This is a genomic window from Alcanivorax sp. (assembly GCF_017794965.1).
GTDB lineage: Bacteria > Pseudomonadota > Gammaproteobacteria > Pseudomonadales > Alcanivoracaceae > Alcanivorax.
Genome location: NZ_CP051240.1, coordinates 3,289,584 through 3,314,018 on the forward strand (window position 1 = coordinate 3,289,584; position 24,435 = coordinate 3,314,018).

The window sequence follows — 24,435 nt, forward strand, 5'->3', positions numbered from 1 at the left end:
GCGTAGCGGGTTATGTCTTTAAGGGTTTAGCTGTTAACTATTCACTATTAACTGTTAACTATTAATTGCCCTTCATCAGCTTCTCAATATCCGCCACATCCTTCGGCACCTCATGGGTCATCACCTCACAACCGTCCTTGGTGACCACCACGTCATCTTCAATGCGAATGCCGATGCCGCGCCATTGTTCGTCCACGGTGTCGTCGTCCGGCGCCACATACAGGCCGGGCTCCACGGTCAGGGCCATGCCCGGCTCCAGCTGGCGCCACTGTTCCTGCACCCGGTAATCGCCCACATCGTGCACGTCCAGCCCCAACCAGTGGCCGGTGCGGTGCATGAAGAAACGACGATAGCCCTCTGTTTCCACCAGCTCGTTGAACTCGCCTTTCAGCAGGCCCAGATCCAGCAACCCCTGGGTCAGGATATTGACCACCTGCTCATGGGGCACATTCCAGTGATTATCCGGGTGAGTGGCTTCGATGGCTGCATACTGACTGGCCAGCACCAGCTCATAGAGCGCTTGCTGGGGCTTGCTGAAGGTACCGTTCACCGGAAAGGTGCGGGTGATATCGGAGGCATACATCTCCAGCTCGCAGCCCGCATCCACCAGCACCAGGTCACCGTCCTGCAGCTTCTGTCGATTATCGATGTAATGCAGGATGCAGCCGTTGGCGCCACCACCGACAATGCTCGGATAGGCCGGGCTTCGTGAGCCATGGCGCATGAATTCGTGGATATATTCCGCTTCCAGCTGGTATTCCATCATGCCCGGCTTCACTGCCTGCATGGCACGCACATGGGCGCCGGCGGAAATGCTGGCTGCCTTGCGCATGAGCTTGATTTCACCCGCCGACTTGAACAGGCGCATATCATGGAGGTGGTGCGCCAGGGCAACGAACTCCCCCGGCGGCTGGGCGCCGGAGCGAACCCGCTCACGGATACTGTTGACCCAGCCCATCAGCCGGCGGTCGAATTCCGCATCCATGCCCAGGTCGTAATAGACCCGTTCACGCCCCTCAATCAGGCCCGGCAGGATTTCGTCGATATCCCCGACCGGGAAGGCATCATCGGCATCAAAATCGTTCACCACCCCTTCCGGACCGGAGCGGTAGCCATTCCAGATCTCCATGGTGCGGTCACGTTCACGGCAGAACATGACGTATTCGCCATGCTCTCGGCCGGGCAACAACACCAGCACGGCTTCCGGTTCGGCGAAGCCGGTGAGGTACCAGAAGTCGCTGCTTTGCCGGTAGGGATATTCCACATCCCGGTTTCGCACGTGCTCCGGAGCCGCCGGCAGAATGGCAATGCTGTTGGGCCCCATGATGCCCATCAACTCCTGGCGGCGACGGGCGAATTCCTGACGATTGATGCTCAAAACCCCTCCTGGTATCGGGAGATATTTCAGTGCTTGGTCGGCGGTGTGGACGGTACGTCTGCCTCTTCGGCCTTGGCCTGGGGACGCATAACCAGCTCAGTGTAAATCATCAGCGCTGCCATTCGGCAGTGTTCCGCCACCTGCTCGAACATGTCTTCCTCTTCCTCCCCGTCACTGTCAGGGGTTTCCACCTGGCTGATGGCCGCCAGGTCGGACAGGGCTTCCTGAATACCCTGGGAGAGATCCTTGTCGTGGGTATTCGCGGACCCGGTACCAAAGCCCACCAGAAAGCCCTCGCACCACTGGCCGATGGCCGCCACCCGCAACCCCAGATCTTCATCATCGCCCGGCAATAACAGGTGAAGCGCCAGGCCAGTACCAGCAAAGCCGCCGGCCAGCTCATCACGGGCGGCCACCAGCATGCCGGCCAAGGCAGGCTCAAACAGCTGGCCCTGCTCAAAATCCACATGGGAGGCCAACACCCCGAGCAGCTCCTCATCCCGGCCACCATGGCCGGTGGCGAGCAGTCCGGCAGTGAGTCCTTGCAGTTCGCTGGGAGAGTGGGCAATGCCGGCAGCCGCCAGGGACTGGGCCAGCACCTCAAAATCAATCGAGTTGGACATGGGTCGATCCGTTATCTGCAGGCATGAATGCCTTCCTGAAGAAGGCCATGAAAAGTGTGCGCTAAGTAACTACCAGTATTCAATTTCGTTGACCCCTGACACCCCCACACCTATAGTTGAAAGAGCCTGTCAACCGGGAGGGGGAGCCGAGCGCGGCAAATCCCGGTAAGGTGCAGGGGACGCGGGCCGAAACCGGCCCACACCTTAGGCGAACCACGACCATTTTGCCATGACGACGGAACAACAACTAAAGCAACTGGAAACCCGCGTCGATGAACTGCTGCGTATCAGTGCGCGGCTGCGCCAGGAAAATCTGGCCCTCCACGAGCGTGAGGCCAAACTGGTGGAAGAGCGCGCCCAGCTACTGAAGAAGAATGACGCAGCCCGCAACAAGGTCGAGGCGATCATTTCTCGCCTGAAATCTCTGGAGCAGGAATCCTGAGCGTGGCATCCTGCCCGTTCTTCAACCCCAAGCAATAGCGGTATCCGAGGCCATGTCTAACGAAAACTCCCTGGTGATCCATCTGCTCGACAAGGAGTACCGTGTTGCCTGCCCGGCAGGCGAGCAGGATAACCTGCTGGCCGCTGCCCGCTACCTGGACACCCAGTTGCGAGAAGTCCGCGATGCCAACGTGATCGGGCTGGAACGCATTGCCATCATGACCGCCCTGAACATGAGCCATGAGCTGCTCAAGGCCCGCCAGAGCGTGGATCAGGATTCCGAGAGCGAAGCCCGCGTGCAGGCCCTGCTCAGCCGCCTGGAAGACGAAATCCAGGCCTTCGAAGACGCCCGCCGCAAGCTGTAGAAGCGCCGCAACCGGCATCACGCTGCACGCCAACAAAGAACCGGAGTTGAAAGTTTAAAGTTCAAAGTTGAAAAGGCGCGAGCCACGTTTTCCTGTTGCCAGCCTCAGTGCCCGCGCCATTACCTGTAAACGCGGGCACCGCTTGGCAAAACCCGCTAATCCAGCCCGCGTTTCAACTTTAAACTTTGAACTTTCAACTGGTTATGTCTCACCCTGCAACGCCAATGTCGGAGATGGGCATTCGCCCATTTCCGACCTACGATGCCCCGGCAAGGTTTCCGCTTTTGAATTTAGCTATTAACTATTCACTATTAATTATTAATTGCCGTTTACCGCTGTTAACTGCCTTTCTGCCCTGTCAAGACTGTCAGCCCGGAACACCACTGTTATAATGACTGCGAGTGTTTCCTGGCCCGTGCGCCAGAGGGCCATGTCCCTGAGCCGATAACGTAATACCCGGGGGCATATATTGCCGTGTCCGTGTGCATGTCCGCCTATTGAGCGGAAAGCCTGAGGGCATGGCTGCTGCCTCCACCTTGAACCATACGGTTCAAGGGTCAAGCCCGCAGCGGCGGACCGGGAAGCACCCTTTATTTCTACGCCAGATGCTTGACGCCAGAGGCCGGATGCCTGCTCAACAGCCACTCTCGCCAGCACAACGACAACAGCGTCAGCAGCTGCGCCGGCAGTGTCGCCAGCAGCGGCGGCAGCTTACCCCCGGACAACGACGCCGGGCGTCCCGCCGGGTCGGCCCTGCGTTGACCCGGGCCCTGCAACACCGCCCCGCCCGCCATATCGCACTCTACCTCGCCAACGATGGCGAACTGGATCTGCTTCCCGGGATGACCCACCCCCGGCTGCGCCACGCCAGCACCTATCTGCCCTGGCTCGATCCGCTTCGGCGGGGGCATCTGAAGTTCAGACTGTGGCAGGCTCACCACGCCATGACCCCCAACCAGTACGGCATTGCCGAACCGGCCCGGGCCCTTAGAGGCCGTGCCCTGTGGGCGCTGGACGTGATTCTTCTCCCCGCAGTGGCGTTTGATCGCGCGGGGTATCGCATGGGAATGGGCGGCGGCTATTACGATCGCACCCTGGCCGACCTTCAGCGACGGCCACGCCAGCCAATGCTGGTGGCGGTGGGCTATGATTTTCAGTGTGTAGAGGAAGGCATGCTACCGGTGGCCCCGTGGGACCAGCCGGTAGATCGGATCGTTACTGCTGGGTCTGGGTGACAACGATACCCGCACTGTCTGCGTAATGCTGATAGTCCGGTTCGTTACCGCCATGGGTAAGGGTGCTGACCAGCACTCCAAGTCCAAAAACGATTGCCAGTAGCACCAAGGCGTCCGGCTTTTTCTTCATTTTTCTATTCCCCAAAGTGGTACAGCTAAAAATAAAATATGAGTAAAAAGTATTAACAGGACAGCCACTGTAATTGGAATGTCTGTCAGAAAATGCTAACCGGATCAAAATTTGACCATCCCACCATGGAAAGTCAAGTAGTTACCGGCACCTGTTGACGCTTCTTAACAGAACTACGGCATAACTCTTCGTTAACTGAGTCACAAAATGCATCTTTATGCATAACGAAGAGAGCCAGCCCCCGGTACAGCAAGCCGCTGGAGGTTTGCGACCGCCCACTGCGTGGCAAGTTCCTGAAGCCTTCTACAAAATCGCAACGGTGGGAGCCTGCTGCCATTCTCCCGCAGGCGCGCTCCCACAGGATCAGGTGCAGACTAGTTCAGGAACAGCCGGTACGCGGGGTTATCGCTTTCTTCCACCATGGGATAGGGCACTTTCCTGAGATCAGCCAGTAACTGGCCGCCTTTGCCCTCTTCCACCTGGAAACCCACCAGCACCCGACCATAGGCGGCGCCGTGGTTGCGATAGTGGAACAGGCTGATATTCCACTTTCCGCCCAGCGACTGCAGGAAGGCCATCAAGGCACCGGGGCGCTCCGGGAATTGCACCCGAAACAGACGCTCATGCAGGTCCTGCCGGGAGGTATGCCCCCCCACCAGATGGCGGATGTGAAGTTTGGCCATTTCATTGCCACTCATGTCCACCACGGGGTAGCCCTTGTCGGTCAGCTCCTGCATCAGGGCCTGCAATGCCTTGCCCCCGGGCTTGAGCTGAATCCCCACAAAGATGTTGGCCTGGCGGTCATCACTGTAGCGGTAGTTGAATTCGGTAATACCTCGGCGCCCCAGGGCCTGACAGAATGCCCGAAAGGCGCCCGGCTTCTCACTAATGGTGACACCCAGCAGAGCCTCACGCTGCTCGCCCAGCTCGGCACGTTCGGACACATGGCGCAGGCGATCGAAATTCACATTGGCCCCACTCTGGATCGCCACCAGGGTCTGGTCTTTCACCCCATGCCTGGCCACCCAGTTTTTCATGCCCGCCAGGGCAAGCGCCCCCGCTGGCTCACAGATGGCGCGCGTGTCCTCGAAGGAGTCCTTGATGGCCGCACAGATTTCATCCGTGGTGGCGGTAATCACTTCATCCACATGGTCTTTGAGAATCTTGTAGGTTTCCTTGCCGATCTGCTTCACGGCCACGCCGTCAGCAAACAGACCCACTTCCTTCAGCGTTACCCGGCGCTTCTTCTCCATGGCCGCTTTCAGGCATGCCGCATCTTCCGGTTCCACAGCGATGATCTTCACGTCCGGGCGCACGTATTTCACATACGCCGCCACACCTGCCGCCAGACCACCCCCGCCCACCGGGATGAAGATCGCATCCAGATCACGACTCTGTTGGCGGAGGATTTCCATACCCACAGTGCCCTGCCCGGCGATCACATCCGGATCGTCATAGGGATGCACAAAAGTCAGGCCGCCTTCGGCTTCCAGCTTGCGGGCATGGGACAGGGCTTCATCAAAGCTGTCACCATGGAGCACTGCTTTACCACCGTGGTTTCGCACCGAGTTGACCTTGATGTCCGGTGTGGTCCGCGGCATCACGATGGTGGCTTTCACTCCCATGGAGGTGGCCGCCAGCGCCATCCCCTGCGCGTGGTTGCCTGCCGAGGCACAGATGACCCCACGGTCCAGTTGTTCGCGGCTCAGCTGGCACAACTTGTTATAGGCACCACGCAGCTTGAAGGAAAACACTGGCTGCAGATCCTCACGCTTGAGCAAAACCCGGTTGCCAATTCGCTTGGAAATCAACGGCGCTGCATGAATGGGTGTTTCCACCGCCACGTCGTACACGCGGGATTGCAGTATCCGTTTGACGTATTTGTCCAGCATGAAAGTATCCGGGTTGGTCAGGCACAAGTATTGGAAGCACCATAGTCTAGGGCCTGACATGGGGAATTGCGATAGGCCGGGGTCGAGTCCGCGCCTCTGCTGGCCTATAATTGGCGCTTTACCGGGTTATCAGTAAAGCTGCGCTGGCCGGACGTCTGACGTCGCAGGTCTGACGTCCGACCAGGTTGTTGAGCCCCCGCACGTTCACGATGAGCACGACCACTCATCACACTCACCAGCATGACAGGACAGGCTCATGGATCAGGATGCACTGAAGAAGCAGGTCGCCGAAGCGGCGCTGCGCTTTGTTCCCGAAGGCGAATACATTGGCGTGGGTACCGGCTCCACCGCCAACTTCTTCATTGATGGTCTGGCCACCATGAAGGACCGCATCAAGGGCGCCGTGGCCAGCTCCGACGCCACCGCCGAGCGCCTCAAGGGCCATGGCATCCAGGTGGTCTCCCTGAACGACGTGGATCGCCTGCCGGTCTATGTGGACGGCGCCGATGAGGTGAACGCTCACCGGGAAATGATCAAGGGTGGCGGTGGCGCCCTCACCCGGGAAAAGATCGTGGCGGCGGTGGCTGGTCAGTTCATCTGTATCGTCGACGGCTCCAAGCAGGTCAAACGCCTGGGCACCTTCCCGTTGCCCGTGGAAGTGATTCCCATGGCCCGCTCCCATGTGGCCCGCAAACTGGTAGCCCTCGGCGGCCAGCCGCAATACCGTGACGGCTTTGTCACGGACAACGGCAACATCATTCTCGACGTCCACAACCTGGACATCCTCAATCCCATCGAACTGGAAGAGAAAATCAACAACATCGTTGGGGTGGTGACCAACGGCCTGTTCGCCAAGCGCCCGGCCAATGTGGTGCTGGTAGGCGAGAATGGCAGCGTTAATCAGTATTAGGCGACGCTGCACGCACCACGCTTCATGCCTGACGCCTGACCCCTGACGCAAAAAGGCCCACCCGGTAACCCAGGCAGGCCTTTTTGCGTCTCAAACGCTCACTATACCCCACTGTAGGAGCCCAGCTTGCCTGGGCGATGCGAGCCCAAGCGAGGCAAGGATTCCAGAAACACATCTCGACGATCAAATCCCAAACCAATTTCCATGCGTCTTGTTTTGCCTTTCGAAACTCGGCACTCGCAACTCGAACCTTTTCACCTCGCCTGGGCTCGGATCGCCTGCAGGCAGGCTCCTACGGCGGCTTCGTAGAAATGTAGAGCCCCGGGAACTATTCGGCCTTTCTTAATCCAATCGAGCATAGCTCATAGCTCATAGCTCATAGCTTACGGCTTTCGATTCATATCCCGGATCATGTCATCACGGCGTTGCTGGATTCGATCATGAAGGTCCTGTTGGCGGGCGTCGGATTGCTCTCGCAGTGCATCACGTTGATCCTGCCTTTGCTGTTGCTCACGAATACGCTGGTCTTCCCGCAACGCTTGCGCACGTTCAGCAGGATCAAGCGATGATGAAGAAGATGGCTCTGCCGCCATGGCAGACGACGTCATCAGTGTGGCCACCAACAGGGCGGCAACGCCACCCGCTACCTTTAGATTCTCTCTCACCACAGCCTCCCGGCCGATACCCGGCATCGCTTGCTGACACTCTTTCCCCCACTATGCCAGATTGATGTCATCAACACGTGAGGTTCAGCACGCCCTGTTTCCGGTCGTGTTTGCTTGACCACACGGGCCAGGCCGAGGGCATCGCCTGACAGACATAAAATTGTTCATCACGGAATTTTGTGAAAGGGGCTTGGCCAGGGTTGGCTGAAGGCGATTTCGATCTTGATGTGGGAACGTAGCGTAGCGAAGTAACGCACGGAGTGCGGCCCGAAGGGTGAGCGAAGCGAATAACTTGCTTGCAAGCGAATAGCCGTTTCCGCACCAACATTCGCCTGCAAGCAGGCTCCCACGAGACCGGCATCTTCGAGAGTCAAAATGCGGCGGTTAAGGCGCCTCTGAATAACTCCTTGCGTACTCAGAGGCTCCTTGAATCCTGCTCCCCTAAACAGAGAAACCCGCCGGCTTGCCAGCCTGGCGGGTTTCGGACTTCGCTAAATCAAATTGTGGGACAGCAGTGGCAACGTGCGGTTTTTTGGTACATCGCGGGTTAGCAGGAAAAGATCGTTTGCAAGCAAACGCCCACATCAAGATCGAAAATCGCCTTTCGAAAATCCTGGCCTCGCCCTGCTTCCCGCCATTCCGCGACGCACTTTTTTAGGTCTGCCAGAAATCAATCCCAGAAGTTGTACCACGGCTTGGCTTTGGCATTGGCCTTGGCTTCCACTTCTGCTTCTTCTGCATCTACTCTGGCTTGAGCATCCATTTCCGCTTGAGAAGCTGTTTCGCTGGCGCGCTGTTTGGCATCGTCATGGCGCTGCTTGGCTGCGGCTTTGTTCTCTTCCATTTTTTCCATGGCGGCATCGCGCTTGCCGCGTGCTTCATCTTCCAGACGTTTGCCATGGCCTTTCACTTCTTCGCCATGCGCTTCGGCATCGTCCATCATTTCATCGTGCCGGGCCTTGGCGTCGCCCTTCATTTTTTTGTGCTTTTCCTGCATGGCCTTTTTCTGGGCCTTGGCATCTTCCCTGGCCGCATCACGCTTGGCTCGCACATCCTGCTCCGCCGCCTTGGCATCCGCTTCCGCATTGACCGCAGCATTGATGCCCGCATTCAGATCCGCCACCGCAACCTGACTCAGCATTGCAGCACCCGCAGTCATCGCCAGTATAATTTTCTTTTCCATTGATTATCTCCCTGTTCCATGCCGAGGCATGAATATGATCTATTGGTTCGCGACACATACCCTGTGCCAAACCCGATCCCTGCTCAAGTAACAAACCGTAAAATCGGAAAACCGGTCAATGATCAGGCGAGATACTCATCAATAATCGCGAAAATTTTCTGTCGGAATTCCTCATGCTCATTGGCCAGTTGATGGCGTGCGCCGGGCAGGAGGTGAATACGCGGCTCACTGAATTTGCTTCGAATCACATCCAGGTTGTAGCGCCAGTCCACCGTTTCATCCAGGTCACCCTGAATGACCACGGGAGAAACATGAATACGTGATGCTTTTTCAAAACCCGGCAGCCATTTTTTCAGCGCCCCCACCCAGACCGCTGACACCCGCCGTGACTGCAGCGGATCCTTGTTCTCGAGAAAATCGAGAAAGTCCGGGTCGTTGGAGTTGATACTGAATACCCGCTTGATGCTTTTCGTAAAGGGGCTGATCGCAGTGTGCAACCAGCGACCGGTATTCCATTTAAAGGGACGCACCAGTGGTGCCAACAGGATGACCTGCTCAAAGGGGTTGTCGTCTCCCTCTCCGCGGCTCGCCAGATAATCCATCACGATGGCACCACCGGTACTCTGCGCGATCACATGCCAGGGGCGGGGGAAATGATTGGCTGCCAGACTCAGGCACTGCTCCAGCACGTTGCGGTAGGTGAGGAAATCTTCGATCACCGCCTGGGGACCGGAGCTGAGTCCGTGCCCGGGCAAGTCATACGCCAGGACCGCATAGCCCAGCTCCAGCACATGGCCAATCACGTGCCGGTACAGGCCCACATGATCAAAGTAACCATGGCAGACCAGCACGGTGCCGCGGGGGTTCTGTGGTCGCCACGCATGTACCGAGATCTGGTGGCCATCGGCCTCAAAATAGCCGAAACCATGCTCCAGACTGGGCAGCCGCTCAGCAAAGTTCAGTCCGTAGTAGGCAATGTACTGCTGGCTGGACGCCTCCAGAGGGTCAAAGGCTTCCCAGTTCAGGGGCTTCCAGTGCTGCTGGATATGGTCTCGGTCGAAAGGGTTTTCCATGGCCTGGGCAACGTCTCCACGGTTTACTCACGGCGTCTGCTGATAATACGGACGATACCGCCTTCCCGAAAGGACAACACCGGCACCACATCAGCGCCGCTGGTCATTGGCATCCACCACCGCAGGCCCAACACCATGCATTTCACCAGTCAGTCACTGGACGCCCTTCCCAAACGTACAAGGGTCAATCTGATTAATAGCCTGTCTGGCTTCAAGAGTGCCAACCTGGTGGGCACGCGTAGCCACGAGGGACAGGAGAACCTGAGTATCGTCAGCTCCTGCTTTCATCTGGGTGCAGACCCCGCGCTGATGGGCATGATCATCCGCCCCCACTCGGTGGATCGCCACACCCTGGAGTACCTGCAGCAAACCGGATACTACACCCTCAACCATGTCCATCAGGGGATGATCGGCCCGGCTCACCAGACCTCGGCCCGCTACCCCAGAGACGTCTCCGAATTCGAGGCCACCGGCCTGACCCCGCAGTATCATCAGAAGTTTCCCGCGCCCTTTGTGCAGGAAGCGCGGATACAACTGGGCATGAAGGTGGCAGATATCCAGGATATTGCGGTGAACGGCACCGTGCTGGTCATTGGCGCCATCGAACAAGTTCAGCTGCCTGAGGGCATCATGGCCGAGGATGGTTATGTAGATGTGGAAGAGGCGGGCACGGTGGCACTGTCCGGGCTGGACAGTTATCACCTCACCCACCGGGCAGGCCGCTGGCGTTATGCCAAACCGGATCAGCCCCCAACCCGATTCAGTGACTGAACAGGGGCTCTGGCATGGGCTGCTGCAGGGCCAGTAGCGCCCACCAGGCGGTCAGCGCCAGAATCGGCAGTGCCAGCACCAGCCCCCACCACACCAGCCGGTTGGCCCAGGGATTCAGCGCCCGGTAGCGCAATGCAAAACACTGCGATGCCGGCACCGGCAATAACAGGATAGCAAAGCCCCACAGCCACAGCTTCTGTCCGAAGGCAGTAATCATCAGGGTCAGCCAGCCCATCCACATCACCCCGATGCCCACTGCCGACACCATGGCCAGAGGAAGCGCAATCCATTGATGCTGGGTGTAGAACGCGAGAAAGGTATCAAGCATGGGCTGTCCCGGATATTGGCAAGGTGTGCTGGCATTGTCCGCGCTGTTCACACCTGGTCAAGCCGGGAACGCCATTCTCTTGCGGTACATCAACGGATCGCGGGATGCCGGGAACCTTTCCTTGCCCCTCTTCTCTAACCGGACAGACACACATGCATCCACAACCGTGGTTGAAGACAAGGAACCGCCATGAAATCCCTGCTGCCCCTCACCCTGCTGTTTACCAGCCTGTTCCTGGTAACCGCCTGCAACACAGCCTCCGACAATGGTGACAACGCCATGGCCATGCCATCCTACGAGCAACTTGCCGGCGCCCCCTGGCAGGTACAGACCCTGAACAACAAACCGGTGGGCAATGCCACCGTCACCCTGGTATTCCCGGAAGCGGGCAAGGTGGCCGGCAAGGCGGCCTGCAACAACTTCACCGGCAGCTACCAGGCTGACAACGGCCAATTCACCCTCCAGCCTGGCGCCATGACCCGCAAGGCCTGCATGCCCCCGCTGATGGAACTGGAGCAACAGTTTGTGACCGCGCTGAAAGGCGTGGATACCGCCGTACTGAATGATCTGGGCGAGCTGGTGCTGAGCGGTGAAGGGGTAGAGATCAAGGCGACGCGGTAGCACGCATGACGCCTGACGCCTGACGCCTGACGCCTGACGCCTGACGCCTGACGCCTGACGCCTGACGCCTGACGCCTGACGCCTGACGCAAAAAGGCCCGCCCGGTCTCCCGGGCGGGCCTTTTTGCGTCGGTAAAACATTCACTAGTGGCTGCTGTGGGAGCTTGCCTGCAAGCGATCCGAGCCTAAGCGAGGCAAGGATTGCAGAGACGCTAATGGTTTTCCTCGCTGTCGCTCGGATCGCTTGCAGGCAAGCTCCCACAGCGGCGTTGCAGATCCCAAAGCGGCTTCGGATCGAGGTTTCGGTATCAACAAAAAAGGCCACACCCATATTCAGGCGTGGCCTTTTTGTTGTCCGCCTGCAACCACCTCAACCGCGTTCTTGCATGTTGCGTGAAGCGTGGTGTGTGCAGCGTCTCTTACTTCACCCGCGGATCCAGCTCACCGGACTCGTAACGCTGGAACATTTCTTCCAGGTTGATCGGCTTGATCTTGCTGGCATTGCCGGCGGTGCCGAAAGCTTCGTAACGGGCGATACAGATATCACGCATGGCCGCCACGGATTCCTTCAGGTATTTGCGCGGATCGAACTCGGCGGTGTTGTTTGCCAGGAAGCGACGAATTGCCCCGGTGGACGCCAGACGCAGGTCGGTATCGATGTTGACCTTGCGGACACCGTGCTTGATGCCTTCCTGGATTTCTTCCACCGGCACCCCGTAGGTTTCCGGAATCTCGCCACCGAATTCGTTGATGATGGCCAGCCAGTCCTGGGGCACGGAGGAAGAACCGTGCATGACCAGATGGGTATCCGGAATACGCTGGTGAATCGCCTTGATCTGCTCAATAGCCAGAATGTCACCGGTGGGCGGACGGGTGAACTTGTAGGCGCCGTGGGAAGTACCGATGGCGATGGCCAGGGCATCCACCTTGGTCTTCTGCACGAAGTCTGCCGCTTCTTCCGGGTCGGTGAGCATCTGGTCGTGGGTCAGCTTGCCCGCCGCACCAATACCGTCTTCTTCACCCGCTTCGCCGGTTTCCAGGGACCCCAGACAACCCAGCTCACCTTCCACAGAGACACCACAGGCGTGGGCCATTTCCACGGTACGACGGGTCACGTCCACGTTGTACTCGTAATCGGTGGGGGTCTTGCCGTCTTCACCCAGGGAACCGTCCATCATTACCGAGGAGAAGCCCAGCTGGATAGAGCGCTGACACACGGACGGGCTGGTGCCGTGATCCTGGTGCATGACCACCGGGATATGCGGAAACTCTTCCACCGCAGCCAGGATCAGGTGACGCAGGAAGGGGGCGCCGGCGTACTTGCGAGCGCCGGCAGAAGCCTGCACGATCACCGGGGAATCGGTCTGGTCCGCCGCTTCCATGATGGCGCGCATCTGTTCCAGGTTATTCACGTTGAAAGCCGGAACGCCGTAACCAAACTCGGCGGCGTGATCCAGCAGCTGACGCATGCTAACTAGTGCCATTTTCGTTTCCCCTTCGTTTAACCGTTTGCGGCGAACTTCACCGCCTCACTTCGTTCATTACGGCCTGATGCCTAACGCTCGACGCCCAACGCTGTTCGGTTTGCGTCAGGCGCCGGGCGTCCAGCATCCGGCGTTTAATCCTTCGCTCTTGCTTCCAGCATCGCCACCGCCGGCAACACCTTGCCTTCCACGAATTCCAGGAAGGCACCGCCACCGGTGGAGATGTAGCTGATCTTGTCGCTGATGCCGTACTTGTCCACGGCGGCCAGGGTGTCGCCACCGCCGGCAATGGAGAAGGCATCGGAATCGGCAATGGCTTCGGCCATTTCCCGGGTGCCTTCACCAAACTGGTCGAATTCGAATACGCCCACCGGGCCGTTCCAGATGATGGTCTTGGCTTCCTTCATCAGTGCCGCCACGATGTGCGCAGTCTGCGGACCCACATCCAGAATCATGTCATCCTCTGCCACATCCTCCACCTTCTTGGTGACCGCTTCAGCGGATTCGGCAAACTCCCGGGCAGTGACCACATCCACCGGGATCGGGATGTGCACCTTCTCAGCGATCTTCTTCGCCGCCGGAATCAGGTCTTCCTCATACAGGGATTTGCCCACCGGATGACCGGCCGCCGCCAGGAAAGTGTTGGCAATACCGCCGCCCACCACCAGCTGGTCTACCTTGTCGGACAGCGCTTCCAGCACCTCCAGTTTGGTAGACACCTTGGAGCCCCCCACGATGGCGACCAGGGGCTTCTCCGGGTTCTGCAGCGCCTTGCCCAGCGCATCCAGCTCGTTGGCCAACAACGGGCCGGCACAGGCTACCGGCGCAAACTTGCCTACCCCGTGGGTGGACGCCTGGGCACGGTGCGCGGTGCCAAAGGCATCCATTACATAGATATCACACAGCGCGGCCATTTTTTGTGACAGGGCTTCATCGTCTTTCTTTTCGCCCTTGTTGAAACGAACGTTCTCGCACAACACCACCTGACCGTCTTCCACATCGACGCCGTCCAGCCAGTCCTTCACCAGCGGCACCTCACGGCCCAGCAGCCCTCCCAGATGATCCGCCACTGGCTGCAGGGAAAATTCGTCTGCATATTCGCCTTCGGTGGGGCGACCCAGATGGGACATCAGCATTACCTTGGCGCCAGCCTTGAGCGCATGCTCGATGGTGGGCAGGGAGGCGCGGATACGCGCATCGCTGGTGACCTTGCCGTCCTTCACCGGCACGTTCAGGTCTTCACGGATCAGAACGCGCTTGCCTGCCAGATCCAGGTCGGTCATGCGTTTGAAGTTCATTGCTTGCTTACCTCATTCACGGCCACCCAAAGGGGTGCGTTCATTCAATTCAGTGTTGCTGCGATTCGGCCAGCGCCGCTACCCAGTCGAGCAGTCGGTTGGCATAGCCCCATTCGTTGTCGTACCAGGCCACCACCTGCACCATATCGCCCTGCACCCGTGTCTGGGTCACGTCGACAATGGCGGATTCCGGGCGGTGATTGAAATCCACACTCACCAGCGGCGCATCATTGTAGCCAATCAGGCCACTGGACGCTGTTGCCTGTTGGTGTAACCACTGGTTGAGACTGTCTTCATCCGGCGTCTGTTCCAGACGCAACGTCAACTCCACCATGGCCACATTCAGGGTGGGCACGCGGATGGAACTGCCACTGATCTTGCCTTCCAGCTGCGGCAGCACTTGTTGCACCGCACCAATGGCACTACTGGTAGTAGGCACGATATTCTGTGCCCCTGCCCGTCCCCGACGCGGATCCCGGTGGACATGGTCCAGCAGGGTCTGATCCGAGGTATAGGCATGGATCTCTTTCATCAGCACCTGCTGCACACCAAAGCTGTCATCCAGCCGCGCCAGCAGGGGCGCAATACAATGCGTGGTACAGGACCCCGCCGACAGGATCCTGTCGTCCGCGGACACGGCCTGATGGTTCACACCGAACACCACCACCTGGTCAGCCTGATCGAACGGCACGGCACCGATGATCACTTTTTTCGCGCCCGCATCCAGATGCCGTGAGGCCCCGGCGTGGCTGCGAAAATGACCGGAGCATTCCAGCACCAGATCCACATCCATGTCGCCCCAGGGGAGCCGCTCCGGCTCGGGCTGCTCCAGTAGCCGCGGCGCCTGCTGGCCGATGCGCAGCATGCCCTCAATCAGTTCCGCTGGCGCCGCCAGACGCCCATGGGTGGTGTCGTACCGGGTCAGGTACAACAGGTCTTCTGGTCGCCCCTTGTCGTTGATCGCCACCAGACTGAACGGTGCCTTCCAGCCAGCGCCCTCGCGCTCGGCAAGGGCACGGACAAAGGAGCGACCGATACGGCCGTAGCCGTTGATGGCAATGCGCATCAGGCTGCGCCCCGCTGGACGCCGGACGCCAGACGCACGACGCTAAAAACCAGAACAACCAACCAACCGGAAACGGCAGAGCCACAGCACGCAACCACGGCCAATCTCGTCAGGCGTCCAGCATCCGGCGTCCGGCATCTCATTAAAGCAACGACTCCACCGCTTCCTGTACCGCTTCGGCAGTGATGCCGAAGTGCTTGAACAGGTCTCCGGCCGGGGCGGAGGCGCCGAAGCTGGTCATGCCGATGACCTTGCCGTCCAGACCCACGAAGCGGTACCAGTAGTCGGCGATGGCGGCTTCCACGGCTACGCGGGCACGCACGGACGACGGCAGTACGCTTTCCTGGTACGCCGCATCCTGGGCCAGGAATTCTTCCACGCAGGGCATGGACACCACGCGAATATTCTTGCCGCTCAGAGCCTTGGCCGCATTGACCGCCAGCTCCACTTCGGAACCGGTGGCGATGATAATCGCGTCCGGAGTGCCTTCACCGGTCTGCAGCAGGGTGTAGCCGCCCTTTTCGATCTCGGCCAGCTGCTCGCTGCCACGCTCCATGCAGGGCAGGCCCTGGCGGGAGAAAATCAGGGAAGAGGGGCCGTCCTGACGGAGGATGGCTTTCTTCCAGGACACCGCCGATTCCACCGTGTCACAGGGGCGCCAGGTGCGCATGTTCGGGGTCAGACGCAGGTTGGCAATCTGTTCGATGGGCTGGTGGGTGGGGCCATCTTCCCCCAGGCCGATGGAGTCGTGGGTGTAGACCAGAATGTTGGGCTGGTGCATCAGCGCCGCCATGCGCACCGCATTGCGGGCGTATTCCATGAACACCAGGAAGGTGCCGCCGTAAGGGCGCAGGCCACCGTGCAAACACAGGCCGTTCTGCACCGCGGTCATGCCGAATTCCCGTACCCCATAGTGGATGTAGTTGCCGCTGGCGTCGTCGGCGGTGACCGCCTTGCAGCCTTTCCACAGGGTATTATTGGAGCCGGCCAGATCAGCGGAACCACCGGCCAGCTCCGGCAAGAGCGGGCCAAAGGCATCCAGGGCATTCTGGCTAGCCTTGCGAGTGGCCACCTTGTCGCCCTTTTCCTGACATTCACGGATATAGGCATCCGCCTGCTCGGCAAAGTTCGCCGGCAGCTCGCCCGCCTGACGGCGCAGGAACTCGGCGGCCAGCTCCGGGTAAGCCGCCTTGTAGGCATCAAATCGCTGCTGCCATTCGCTTTGCGCGGCGGCACCGGCAGCGCTGGCATCCCAGGCCTGCTTGATGTCGGCCGGGATCTCGAACGGGCCATGGGCCCAACCCAGCTCCTTGCGGGTCAGGGCGATTTCGTCGTCACCCAGGGCGGCACCGTGGGATTCTTCCTTGCCCTGCTTGTTGGGACTGCCGAAACCGATCACGGTCTTGCAGCAGATCAGGGTCGGCTGGGTGGTGTTGGCACGGGCATTCTCGATGGCCACCTGCACCTCTTCCGCGTTGTGGCCGTCCACATTGGGAATCACCTGCCAGCCATAGGCCCGAAAACGCTCTACGGTGTCGTCGGTGAACCAGCCTTCTACTTCACCGTCGATGGAAATGCCGTTGTCGTCATAGAAGGCAACCAGTTTGCCCAGCCCCAGGGTGCCCGCCAGCGAACAGGCCTCATGGGAAATGCCTTCCATCATGCAGCCATCACCCAGGAAGCAGTAGGTGTTGTGATCCACAATGGTATGACCGTCGCGGTTGAACTGGCCGGCCAGCATTTTCTCGGCCAGCGCCATGCCCACGGCGTTGGCGATGCCCTGGCCCAGCGGCCCCGTGGTGGTCTCGATGCCCGGGGCATCACCATATTCCGGGTGACCGGCCGTGGGGCTACCCAGCTGACGGAAGTTCTGGATGTCTTCGATGCTGACGCCATAGCCGGTCAGGTGCAGCAGGGAATACAGCAGCATGGAGCCATGGCCATTGGACAACACAAAGCGGTCACGGTCGGCCCAGGTGGGGTCCTGCGGATTGTGCTTCATGAATCCGCGCCACAATACTTCGGCAATATCGGCCATGCCCATGGGGGCGCCGGGGTGGCCGGAGTTGGCTTTTTGAACCGCATCCATGCTCAGGGCACGGATGGCATTGGCAAGATCACGGCTGGCGGGGGCACTGGACATGCAGGGCTCCAAACTGACTGGTGGCTGAAAAGGGGCGCTATTGTCCCTCATGGAGATAAGGGCTACAAGCGCAAGCACCCTGCCGTCCTGACTTCCCGGCTTTTGCGTGCTGCGTGGTGCGTGATGCATGCAGCGGGTTGAGGTAATGCCGAAACCTATATCAATTTATTTTGATTTAGTTTTCGATTGCGTTAGACTGCGTCCTTATATGAATGCACAAGCCCCCTCCACCCCTGCTGTCGCTGAGATCACTGATCAGCTGGCAGGCTTCCTGAAGGCCGCGGGAGATCCCCTGCGGCTCCAGGTATTACAGGTGTTGGGGCAGAGCAGCTTCGGGGTGCTTGAGCTGTGCGACATCATGGCTATGAAGCAATCCGGCATGAGCCACCACCTCAAGGTGCTGGCCAAGGGCGGCCTGGTGGAGAGGCGCCGCGAAGGCAACTCCATTTTCTACCGCCGCCGCCTGCCTCAGCCAGAAAGCCGGGAAGGGGCCCTTCACGGTGCCTTGCTGGACGAACTGGACGATAGCGCTCTGAACGGCAAGGTGGCTGAACGGCTGGAGCAGGTACAGAATCAGCGTGCCGAGCAGAGTCGGGCGTTCTTTGCCCGCCATGCGGAGCAACTGGATGAACAGCAGGAACTGATCGCCGACTACTCGCAGTATGCCGAACAGGCGGCGGAGTTGCTGCTGCGGGCCTGCCCGGAGGGCCGTAATGCGCTGGAAATCGGCCCCGGCGATGGCCAGTTTCTGGCGGAGCTGGCTAACCATTTCGAGCAGGTTATCGGCCAGGACAATGCCGAAGCCATGCTGGCAGTCGCCAGGCAGACTGTCGCCGAACGGCAAAATGTGGCGCTGGTACTGGGAGAGTGGCCCGCCAGTGCCAGCACCCTGCCCACGGTGGATGCCGTGGTACTGAACATGGTGCTGCACCACCTGCCCTCCCCCGCCAGCGCCATCCGCGCCGCGGCCGGGCAGTTGAACGACGGCGGCACCCTGCTGATCACGGACCTGTGTCCCCACGATCAGCACTGGGCTCACGAAGCCTGTGGCGATGTCTGGCTCGGTTTCGAGGAAGCCGATCTGGTCAACTGGGCCGGCCGCGCCGGACTGGAATTACAGGAAACCCAGTTTCTGGCATTGCGGAACGGATTTCAGGTGCAGGTGAGAACATTTAGAAAGCAGTTGAAAGTTTAAAGTTCAAAGTTGAAAAGCGCGGACGAGCAAAGTGCAGTCTGACAGGCCGAGTCCGCGCACCAGCAACATGAAGCGCGTAACAGGGAGCCTTCGGGTTGGCACAAGACCATCTTCGCGTTTCAACTTTAAACTTTAAACTTTCAACTCAATTTTTCCCGCGTTGTTGTGTCTTTCATGCAGCGTGAAGCGTTAACCAAGGAGCACTCCAGAAATGAGTGAATATTCCATCTTTACTTCCGAGTCCGTGTCCGAAGGTCACCCGGACAAAATGGCCGACCAGATCTCGGACGCCGTTCTGGATGCGATCATCAAGGATGACCCCCACGCCCGCGTGGCGGTGGAAACCCTGGTGAAAACCGGCATGGCCATCGTTGCCGGCGAAGTGCGCACCAGCACCTATGTGGAACTGGAGGACATTGTTCGCCAGGTCATTCTGGATATCGGCTACGACAGTTCCGACAAGGGCTTCGACGGCGCCAGCTGTGCGGTCCTGAATGGTATCGGCAAACAGTCCGCCGACATCGCCATCGGCGTGGACGAAGCCGAGGACAAGGAAATGGGTGCCGGTGACCAGGGCCTGATGTTCGGCTTTGCCACCAGCGAAACGGACACCCTGATGCCAGCGCCGGTGTACTACTCCCACCGTCTGGTGGAACGCCAGGCTGAACTGCGCAAGAACGGCACCTTGCCGTGGCTGCGTCCGGACGCCAAGAGCCAGGTCACCCTGCGTTACGACAACGGCAAGCCGGTGGCGGTGGATGCGGTGGTGCTCTCCACCCAGCACGCCCCGGAAATCAAACTGGCCGAGCTACGCGAAGCGGTGATGGAAGAGATCATCAAACCGGTCCTGCCGGAAGAGTGGCTGCACAAGGACACCCTGTACCACGTTAACCCCACCGGCATCTTCGTGATTGGCGGCCCCATGGGTGACTGCGGCCTCACCGGCCGCAAGATCATCGTGGACACCTATGGCGGCATGGCCCGTCACGGGGGCGGTGCCTTCTCCGGCAAGGATCCGTCCAAGGTGGACCGTTCTGCCGCCTACGCCGGTCGTTACGTGGCCAAGAACATTGTCGCCGCCGGCCTGGCCGACAAGTGCGAGATTCAGGTGAGCTATGCCATCGGTGTGGCCGAACCCACCTCCATCTCCATTAACACCTTTGGTACCGGCAAGCTCAGCGACAACGAGATCGTCAACCTGGTTCGCGAGCACTTCGATCTGCGTCCGCGCGGCATCATCGAAATGCTGGATTTGCGCAAGCCGATCTACCGCCCCACTGCCAGCTACGGCCACTTCGGCCGCGAAGGCTTCAGCTGGGAAAAGACCGACAAGGCTGCCGAGCTGGCCAAGGCGCTGTAAGACCTGCCGTAGGAGCGGCGCTTGAGCCGCGAATTGCCGAGATGCTTTCGCGGCTCAAGCGCCACTCCTACAACAAAATTTTGACCCACTCCACGAGGGGCGCTGCAGCGGCATGACCGCGAGGCTCGCGGGGCGGGTTCACAAAGAACAACGGCGCCCATTCGTCAAAAACGAATGGAGAACACCATGAACGCTAAAGCGGATACCTTCACCGACTTTAAAGTCGCGGACATTTCCCTGGCTGCCTATGGCCGCTCTGAAATCGATATCGCCGAAACCGAAATGCCGGCACTGATCGCCATCCGCGAGAAGTACCGTGCCGAGCAGCCGCTGAAAGGCGCCAAGATCATCGGCTGTATCCACATGACCATCCAGACTGCGGTGCTGATCGAGACCCTGCAGGCGCTGGGCGCGGAAGTACGCTGGTCTTCCTGCAACATATTCTCCACCCAGGATCACGCCGCTGCCGCCATCGCCGCTGCCGGCACCCCGGTATTTGCCTGGAAAGGTGAAACCGAAGAAGAGTACATGTGGTGTATCGAGCAGACCTGTCGCGACGGCAATGGCGAGCTGTGGGAAGCCAACATGATTCTGGATGACGGCGGTGACCTGACCGGCTATATCCACGAGACCTACCCGCAGATGCTGGACAACATCCACGGCATCACCGAAGAGACCACCACCGGCGTGCACCGTCTCTACGAAATGCTCAAGAAAGGCACCCTGAAAGTGCCGGCGGTGAACGTGAACGACTCTGTCACCAAGAGCAAGAACGACAACAAATACGGCTGTCGTCATTCTCTGAACGACGCCATCAAGCGCGGTACCGACCACCTGCTGTCTGGCAAGAAAGCACTGGTCATCGGTTACGGTGATGTGGGCAAGGGCTCTGCCCAGTCCCTGCGTCAGGAAGGCATGATCGTGAAGGTCACCGAAGCCGATCCGATCTGTGCCATGCAGGCTTGCATGGACGGTTTCGAAGTGGTCAGCGCCTACAACAATGGCGTGAATGACGGCACTGCCGCCTCCGTTAATACCGAGCTACTGGGCACCACTGACCTGATCGTGACCACCACCGGTAACTTCAACGTCTGTGATGCCAACATGCTCAAGGCACTCAAGAAAGGCGCCGTCGTTTCCAACATCGGCCACTTCGATAACGAAGTGGACACTGCCTTCATGCGTGAGACCTGGGAATGGGAAGAAGTGAAGCCGCAGGTGCACAAGGTATGGCGCAACAAGGCAGAAGGCGACTTCCTGCTGCTGTTGTCTGAAGGCCGTCTGGTGAACCTGGGTAACGCCACCGGCCACCCCAGCCGCATTATGGATGGCTCCTTTGCCAACCAGGTGCTGGCGCAGATGTACCTGTTCGACCAGGCCTATGCCAGCCACTCCGACACAGTGAAAGAAAAGATGCTCAAGGTAGAAGTTCTGCCCAAGCATCTGGACGAAGAAGTGGCCCGCTACATGGTGGAAGGTTTCGGTGGCGTGATCACCCAACTCACCAAGGAGCAAGCGGACTACATCGGTGTCGACGTCAACGGCCCGTACAAGCCCGAGCACTACAAATATTAAAGACGCCAGACGCCGGACGCTCGATGCCGGACGCTTTCAGGCTCGCTTTGCGAGCCTTTCGTCAAGCGTCGAGTGTCTGGCCTCAGGCGTCTCGCGAAGCGAGACATCATGAAAAGAATCAGTTTTGAATTTTTCCCGCCGAAGACGGATGCGGGAAAAGAAAAGCTGCTGGCCACGCAGAATAAGCTGCTGGTGAAAGATCCTGAATTTTTTTCCTGCACCTTTGGTGCCGGGGGATCCACCCGTGACAACACCCGCGACATGGTCAACAAGCTGCGAGAGCAACATGGCGACACCGCCCCCCATCTGAGTTGCATTGGCCAGAGCAAGGAAGAAATTCTTGAGCTGGTCAACGGCTACAAGGACGCCGGCGTCACCCGTATCGTGGCCCTGCGCGGTGATCTACCCTCCGGCATGGGCTACGCGCAAAGCGAGATCAAGTATGCCGACCAGCTGGTGGCCTTGATCCGCGAAGAAACCGGTGATCACTTTCAACTGGAAGTGGCCGCCTACCCGGAGATGCACCCGGAAGCGCGTAGCTTTGAAGATGACATTGCCCACTTCAAGCGCAAGGTTGATGCCGGTGCCAACAGCGGTTTGACCCAGTATTTCTACAATGCTGACGCCTACGGCTACCACATGGATGCCCTGCAGAAAATTGGCTGTGATGCGCCGGTCTACCCAGGCATCATGCCGATCCTAAACGTGGCCAACCTGCTGCGCTTTTCCGCTAACTGCGGCGCCGATGTGCCGCGCTGGCTGCAGAGCAAGCTGAGCGACATCAAGGATGACGATGCAGCGGTGAAAGCATTTGGCGAAGAAGTGGTCACCCGCCTGTGCGAACGTCTTCTCGCCATGGGCGCACCGGGTCTGCATTTCTACACCATGAACCAGGCCGGTCCGAATCTGCGCATTCTGGATAATCTGGGGCTCTAACAGCAACGCTGCATACTTCACGCGGCACGCAACTCTCGACAACGCGGGCGGGGATAATGCCACACGGCATGGTTCCCGCCCGCGTTTTTTATTGTGTCGAAAAGCGATCCGTCGCTTCATCTGGATAGAAGGCACTGCAGACAAACTGTAGGAACGTAGCGTAGCGAAGTAACGCACGGAGTGCGGCCCGAAGGGGGAGCGTAGCGAATAACTTCCCTTCCAGGGGACAAACCTCGCGCAGCGAGGCGACCGAAGGGGTGGGCACAGCGAATAACTGGCGCTCCTAAAGCAACCCTCAGCGTTTGCGCGATACAAGAACGCCAGTGCCATCAGCACGGCACCTTCTACCTGCCCCGTTAGAGTGAGTCGAGGAACGGAGTCCTGTGACGGCATAGAGCAAAAAACCTGTCTGAGCGGAGCGAGTCTTTTTTGCGTCCGTCACAGGGCGAGCACCGGAGTGTGCCTGCGGAGCAGGCTGAACGGAGTCGGGGTAAGGGGGCGGAAGCGGGGGGGGTGCAAAACATGTTTTGCCCGCTGGAGCGCCATTCCCATACCGGGGAATGGCCGGAACGCCAGAGGGGTGCGCGCTACACCCCTTTGGGCCCGTCCGGCGAGGACACGCACATATCATAGTGCGATGGCATCTCAGGAGATTCGAAGTCACCCAGGTGGGGGCCACAATCACCGCAGGTTCGCACCTCGAGAGGTACTCCTACAGTCAGCACAAACGGCGCTTCTGGAATCCTTACCTCGCTTAGGCTCGGATCGCCCAGACAAGCTGGGCTCCTACAGTGGCTTCGTAGAAACGCCGATTCCTTTGTAGGAGCCCAGCTTGTCTGGGCGAATCCGGCTTCAAAGAAATCCGCCGGCCTCCGGGAACTTTGGGGCCTTCGTTAATCCTGTCAGTGTAGCTCGTAGCTGATTATTCCTCCCAGCTCTTTCCCTTAGCACATAACTGTATTTCACCCCTCTCTCACACCCGCTTACCCTGAAAACACATTCACCTTACTGGCCTTGCGCCGGTACCCCTGTGTGCAAGGCAGCATTGTCCTGGCTTACCCGGCCGGGAGGAGGCAGTCATGGCTACCCGCGCACTGACCGATTATCTCGACAACAACGACATCTACTACCACTGCTACAACCACGAACCCGCGGTGACGGCCGCAGAAGTGGCCCAGTCCAGTCATATCCCGGGGCGTCATATGGCGAAAACCGTGATTGTGGATGTGGACGGCATGCTGGCCATGGCCGTGTTGCCGGCCGACCAGTATCTGGATCCGGAAAAACTGCGCCTCACGCTGAATGCCCATCATGTACGTCTTGCCAGCGAGGACGAATTCAAGGATCGCTTCCCCCTCTGTGAACCCGGGGGCGAGCCGCCCTTTGGCAACCTCTACAACATGCCGGTCTACGTGGATGACACTCTGATATCCCAGGACTGGATTGCCTTCAACGCCGGCACCCATACGGAAGTCATCAAGATGGGCATGGGCGACTTCCTGCGACTCAGCGAAGCGACTACCTGCTCTTTCGCCATGCTGCATTGATGTTATGCCGGATGCTGGATGCCTGAGGCCGGACGCCAAAGGCTGAACACTGCCAACCTTCTGACGCGGGAGGTTGGCAGCCACGCCGGAGGTACGGCGAGTTTCGAAGAGCAAACCCCGTGCCCATCAGAGAAGAAAAAGTTGTCTTTGTAGTTTTGATTTTCGCAACTCATCAGTCGCTCCTCACAATTCGCCTCATTTTTCTGTCACCTTTCTA

Annotated in this window: 23 protein-coding genes, 1 other RNA gene and 1 riboswitch; of the genes, 12 read left to right on the forward strand and 12 right to left on the reverse strand. The window is 59.1% G+C overall.

All coding sequences use genetic code 11. From position 1 onward, the window contains the following. Window positions 1-61 precede the first annotated feature (61 nt). Together pepP and HF945_RS14360 are read right to left on the reverse strand one after the other, a co-directional pair. Complete coding sequence (pepP, locus tag HF945_RS14355) at window positions 62-1,378, reverse strand: Xaa-Pro aminopeptidase (RefSeq protein WP_290523250.1); 1,317 nt, start codon at window positions 1,376-1,378, stop codon at window positions 62-64. Window positions 1,379-1,404: 26 nt separating this feature from the next. Beyond that, window positions 1,405-2,001, reverse strand: coding sequence for a UPF0149 family protein (locus HF945_RS14360; protein WP_290523251.1), 597 nt, complete (start codon window positions 1,999-2,001; stop codon window positions 1,405-1,407). 229 nt (window positions 2,002-2,230) lie between these two features. Between HF945_RS14360 and HF945_RS14365 the strand changes: the two genes are divergently transcribed. The 4 genes from HF945_RS14365 (at window position 2,231) to HF945_RS14380 (ending at window position 4,042) form a co-directional block, all read left to right on the forward strand. Further along, complete coding sequence (locus HF945_RS14365) at window positions 2,231-2,443, forward strand: TIGR02449 family protein (protein ID WP_290523252.1); 213 nt, start codon at window positions 2,231-2,233, stop codon at window positions 2,441-2,443. Window positions 2,444-2,495: 52 nt separating this feature from the next. Beyond that, entirely contained in the window at window positions 2,496-2,807 is a 312-nt protein-coding gene (locus HF945_RS14370; protein WP_290523253.1) for a cell division protein ZapA, read from the forward strand. Window positions 2,808-3,209: 402 nt separating this feature from the next. Further along, a non-coding RNA gene (gene ssrS / locus HF945_RS14375) (6S RNA) lies at window positions 3,210-3,394 on the forward strand. A gap of 39 nt (window positions 3,395-3,433) precedes the next feature. After that, window positions 3,434-4,042, forward strand: coding sequence for a 5-formyltetrahydrofolate cyclo-ligase (locus HF945_RS14380; protein ID WP_290523254.1), 609 nt, complete (start codon window positions 3,434-3,436; stop codon window positions 4,040-4,042). On the opposite strand, the gene HF945_RS14385 is transcribed toward HF945_RS14380, so the two are convergent. Then, window positions 4,023-4,172: a hypothetical protein gene (locus tag HF945_RS14385; RefSeq protein ID WP_290523255.1), complete on the reverse strand. Its 150-nt coding sequence runs from the start codon at window positions 4,170-4,172 to the stop codon at window positions 4,023-4,025. The genes HF945_RS14380 and HF945_RS14385 overlap by 20 nt on opposite strands. 374 nt (window positions 4,173-4,546) lie before the next feature. Then, window positions 4,547-6,064, reverse strand: coding sequence for a threonine ammonia-lyase, biosynthetic (gene ilvA, locus HF945_RS14390; protein WP_290523256.1), 1,518 nt, complete (start codon window positions 6,062-6,064; stop codon window positions 4,547-4,549). 256 nt (window positions 6,065-6,320) lie between these two features. Between ilvA and rpiA the strand changes: the two genes are divergently transcribed. Next, on the forward strand, window positions 6,321-6,974 hold the full coding sequence (rpiA, locus tag HF945_RS14395) for a ribose-5-phosphate isomerase RpiA (protein ID WP_290523257.1): 654 nt from the start codon (window positions 6,321-6,323) through the stop codon (window positions 6,972-6,974). 383 nt (window positions 6,975-7,357) lie between these two features. Here the strand turns inward: rpiA and HF945_RS14400 are convergent, their stop codons facing one another. The 3 genes from HF945_RS14400 to HF945_RS14410 form a co-directional block, all read right to left on the reverse strand. Then, complete coding sequence (locus tag HF945_RS14400; RefSeq protein ID WP_290523258.1) at window positions 7,358-7,639, reverse strand: hypothetical protein; 282 nt, start codon at window positions 7,637-7,639, stop codon at window positions 7,358-7,360. 670 nt (window positions 7,640-8,309) lie between these two features. After that, the gene (locus HF945_RS14405; RefSeq protein WP_290523259.1) at window positions 8,310-8,822 is read right to left on the reverse strand and encodes a hypothetical protein; all 513 of its coding nucleotides are present in this window, start codon (window positions 8,820-8,822) and stop codon (window positions 8,310-8,312) included. A 122-nt stretch (window positions 8,823-8,944) separates the two neighbouring features. Further along, window positions 8,945-9,895, reverse strand: coding sequence for an alpha/beta hydrolase (locus tag HF945_RS14410; protein WP_290523260.1), 951 nt, complete (start codon window positions 9,893-9,895; stop codon window positions 8,945-8,947). Between HF945_RS14410 and HF945_RS14415 the strand changes: the two genes are divergently transcribed. Further along, window positions 9,857-10,666: a flavin reductase gene (locus tag HF945_RS14415; protein ID WP_290523261.1), complete on the forward strand. Its 810-nt coding sequence runs from the start codon at window positions 9,857-9,859 to the stop codon at window positions 10,664-10,666. The two genes, HF945_RS14410 and HF945_RS14415, sit on opposite strands and share 39 nt — an antisense overlap. Here the strand turns inward: HF945_RS14415 and HF945_RS14420 are convergent. After that, the gene (locus tag HF945_RS14420; RefSeq protein ID WP_290523262.1) at window positions 10,656-10,994 is read right to left on the reverse strand and encodes a hypothetical protein; all 339 of its coding nucleotides are present in this window, start codon (window positions 10,992-10,994) and stop codon (window positions 10,656-10,658) included. The genes HF945_RS14415 and HF945_RS14420 overlap by 11 nt on opposite strands. A 189-nt stretch (window positions 10,995-11,183) precedes the next feature. Between HF945_RS14420 and HF945_RS14425 the strand changes: the two genes are divergently transcribed. Further along, the gene (locus tag HF945_RS14425) at window positions 11,184-11,615 is read left to right on the forward strand and encodes an META domain-containing protein (RefSeq protein ID WP_290523263.1); all 432 of its coding nucleotides are present in this window, start codon (window positions 11,184-11,186) and stop codon (window positions 11,613-11,615) included. Between the two features lie 418 nt (window positions 11,616-12,033). Here the strand turns inward: HF945_RS14425 and fba are convergent, their stop codons facing one another. The 4 genes from fba to tkt form a co-directional block, all read right to left on the reverse strand. Next, window positions 12,034-13,098 carry a class II fructose-bisphosphate aldolase gene (fba, locus tag HF945_RS14430; protein ID WP_290523264.1) on the reverse strand — a complete coding sequence of 355 codons (1,065 nt, stop codon included), beginning with the start codon at window positions 13,096-13,098 and terminating at the stop codon, window positions 12,034-12,036. Window positions 13,099-13,232: 134 nt separating this feature from the next. After that, window positions 13,233-14,396: a phosphoglycerate kinase gene (locus tag HF945_RS14435; protein WP_290523265.1), complete on the reverse strand. Its 1,164-nt coding sequence runs from the start codon at window positions 14,394-14,396 to the stop codon at window positions 13,233-13,235. A 49-nt stretch (window positions 14,397-14,445) separates the two neighbouring features. Then, a complete protein-coding gene (locus HF945_RS14440; RefSeq protein WP_290523266.1) occupies window positions 14,446-15,462 on the reverse strand; it encodes a glyceraldehyde 3-phosphate dehydrogenase NAD-binding domain-containing protein in 1,017 nt (338 codons plus the stop codon). 142 nt (window positions 15,463-15,604) lie between these two features. Further along, window positions 15,605-17,605, reverse strand: a complete 2,001-nt coding sequence (gene tkt / locus HF945_RS14445) for a transketolase (protein WP_290523267.1) — start codon at window positions 17,603-17,605, stop codon at window positions 15,605-15,607. Between the two features lie 208 nt (window positions 17,606-17,813). Here tkt and HF945_RS14450 point away from each other — a divergent pair, with 208 nt between their 5' ends. The 5 genes from HF945_RS14450 (at window position 17,814) to HF945_RS14470 (ending at window position 24,218) form a co-directional block, all read left to right on the forward strand. Continuing rightward, on the forward strand, window positions 17,814-18,800 hold the full coding sequence (locus tag HF945_RS14450; protein ID WP_290523268.1) for a metalloregulator ArsR/SmtB family transcription factor: 987 nt from the start codon (window positions 17,814-17,816) through the stop codon (window positions 18,798-18,800). A 211-nt stretch (window positions 18,801-19,011) separates the two neighbouring features. Continuing rightward, the gene (gene metK, locus HF945_RS14455; protein ID WP_290523269.1) at window positions 19,012-20,160 is read left to right on the forward strand and encodes a methionine adenosyltransferase; all 1,149 of its coding nucleotides are present in this window, start codon (window positions 19,012-19,014) and stop codon (window positions 20,158-20,160) included. A gap of 88 nt (window positions 20,161-20,248) precedes the next feature. After that, window positions 20,249-20,326: riboswitch (S-adenosyl-L-homocysteine riboswitch) on the forward strand. Between the two features lie 20 nt (window positions 20,327-20,346). After that, window positions 20,347-21,735, forward strand: a complete 1,389-nt coding sequence (gene ahcY / locus HF945_RS14460) for an adenosylhomocysteinase (protein WP_290523270.1) — start codon at window positions 20,347-20,349, stop codon at window positions 21,733-21,735. A 108-nt stretch (window positions 21,736-21,843) separates the two neighbouring features. Then, entirely contained in the window at window positions 21,844-22,671 is an 828-nt protein-coding gene (gene metF, locus HF945_RS14465; protein WP_290523271.1) for a methylenetetrahydrofolate reductase [NAD(P)H], read from the forward strand. Window positions 22,672-23,750: 1,079 nt separating this feature from the next. Then, window positions 23,751-24,218, forward strand: a complete 468-nt coding sequence (locus HF945_RS14470) for an aminoacyl-tRNA deacylase (RefSeq protein ID WP_290523272.1) — start codon at window positions 23,751-23,753, stop codon at window positions 24,216-24,218. Window positions 24,219-24,435: the final 217 nt, after the last annotated feature.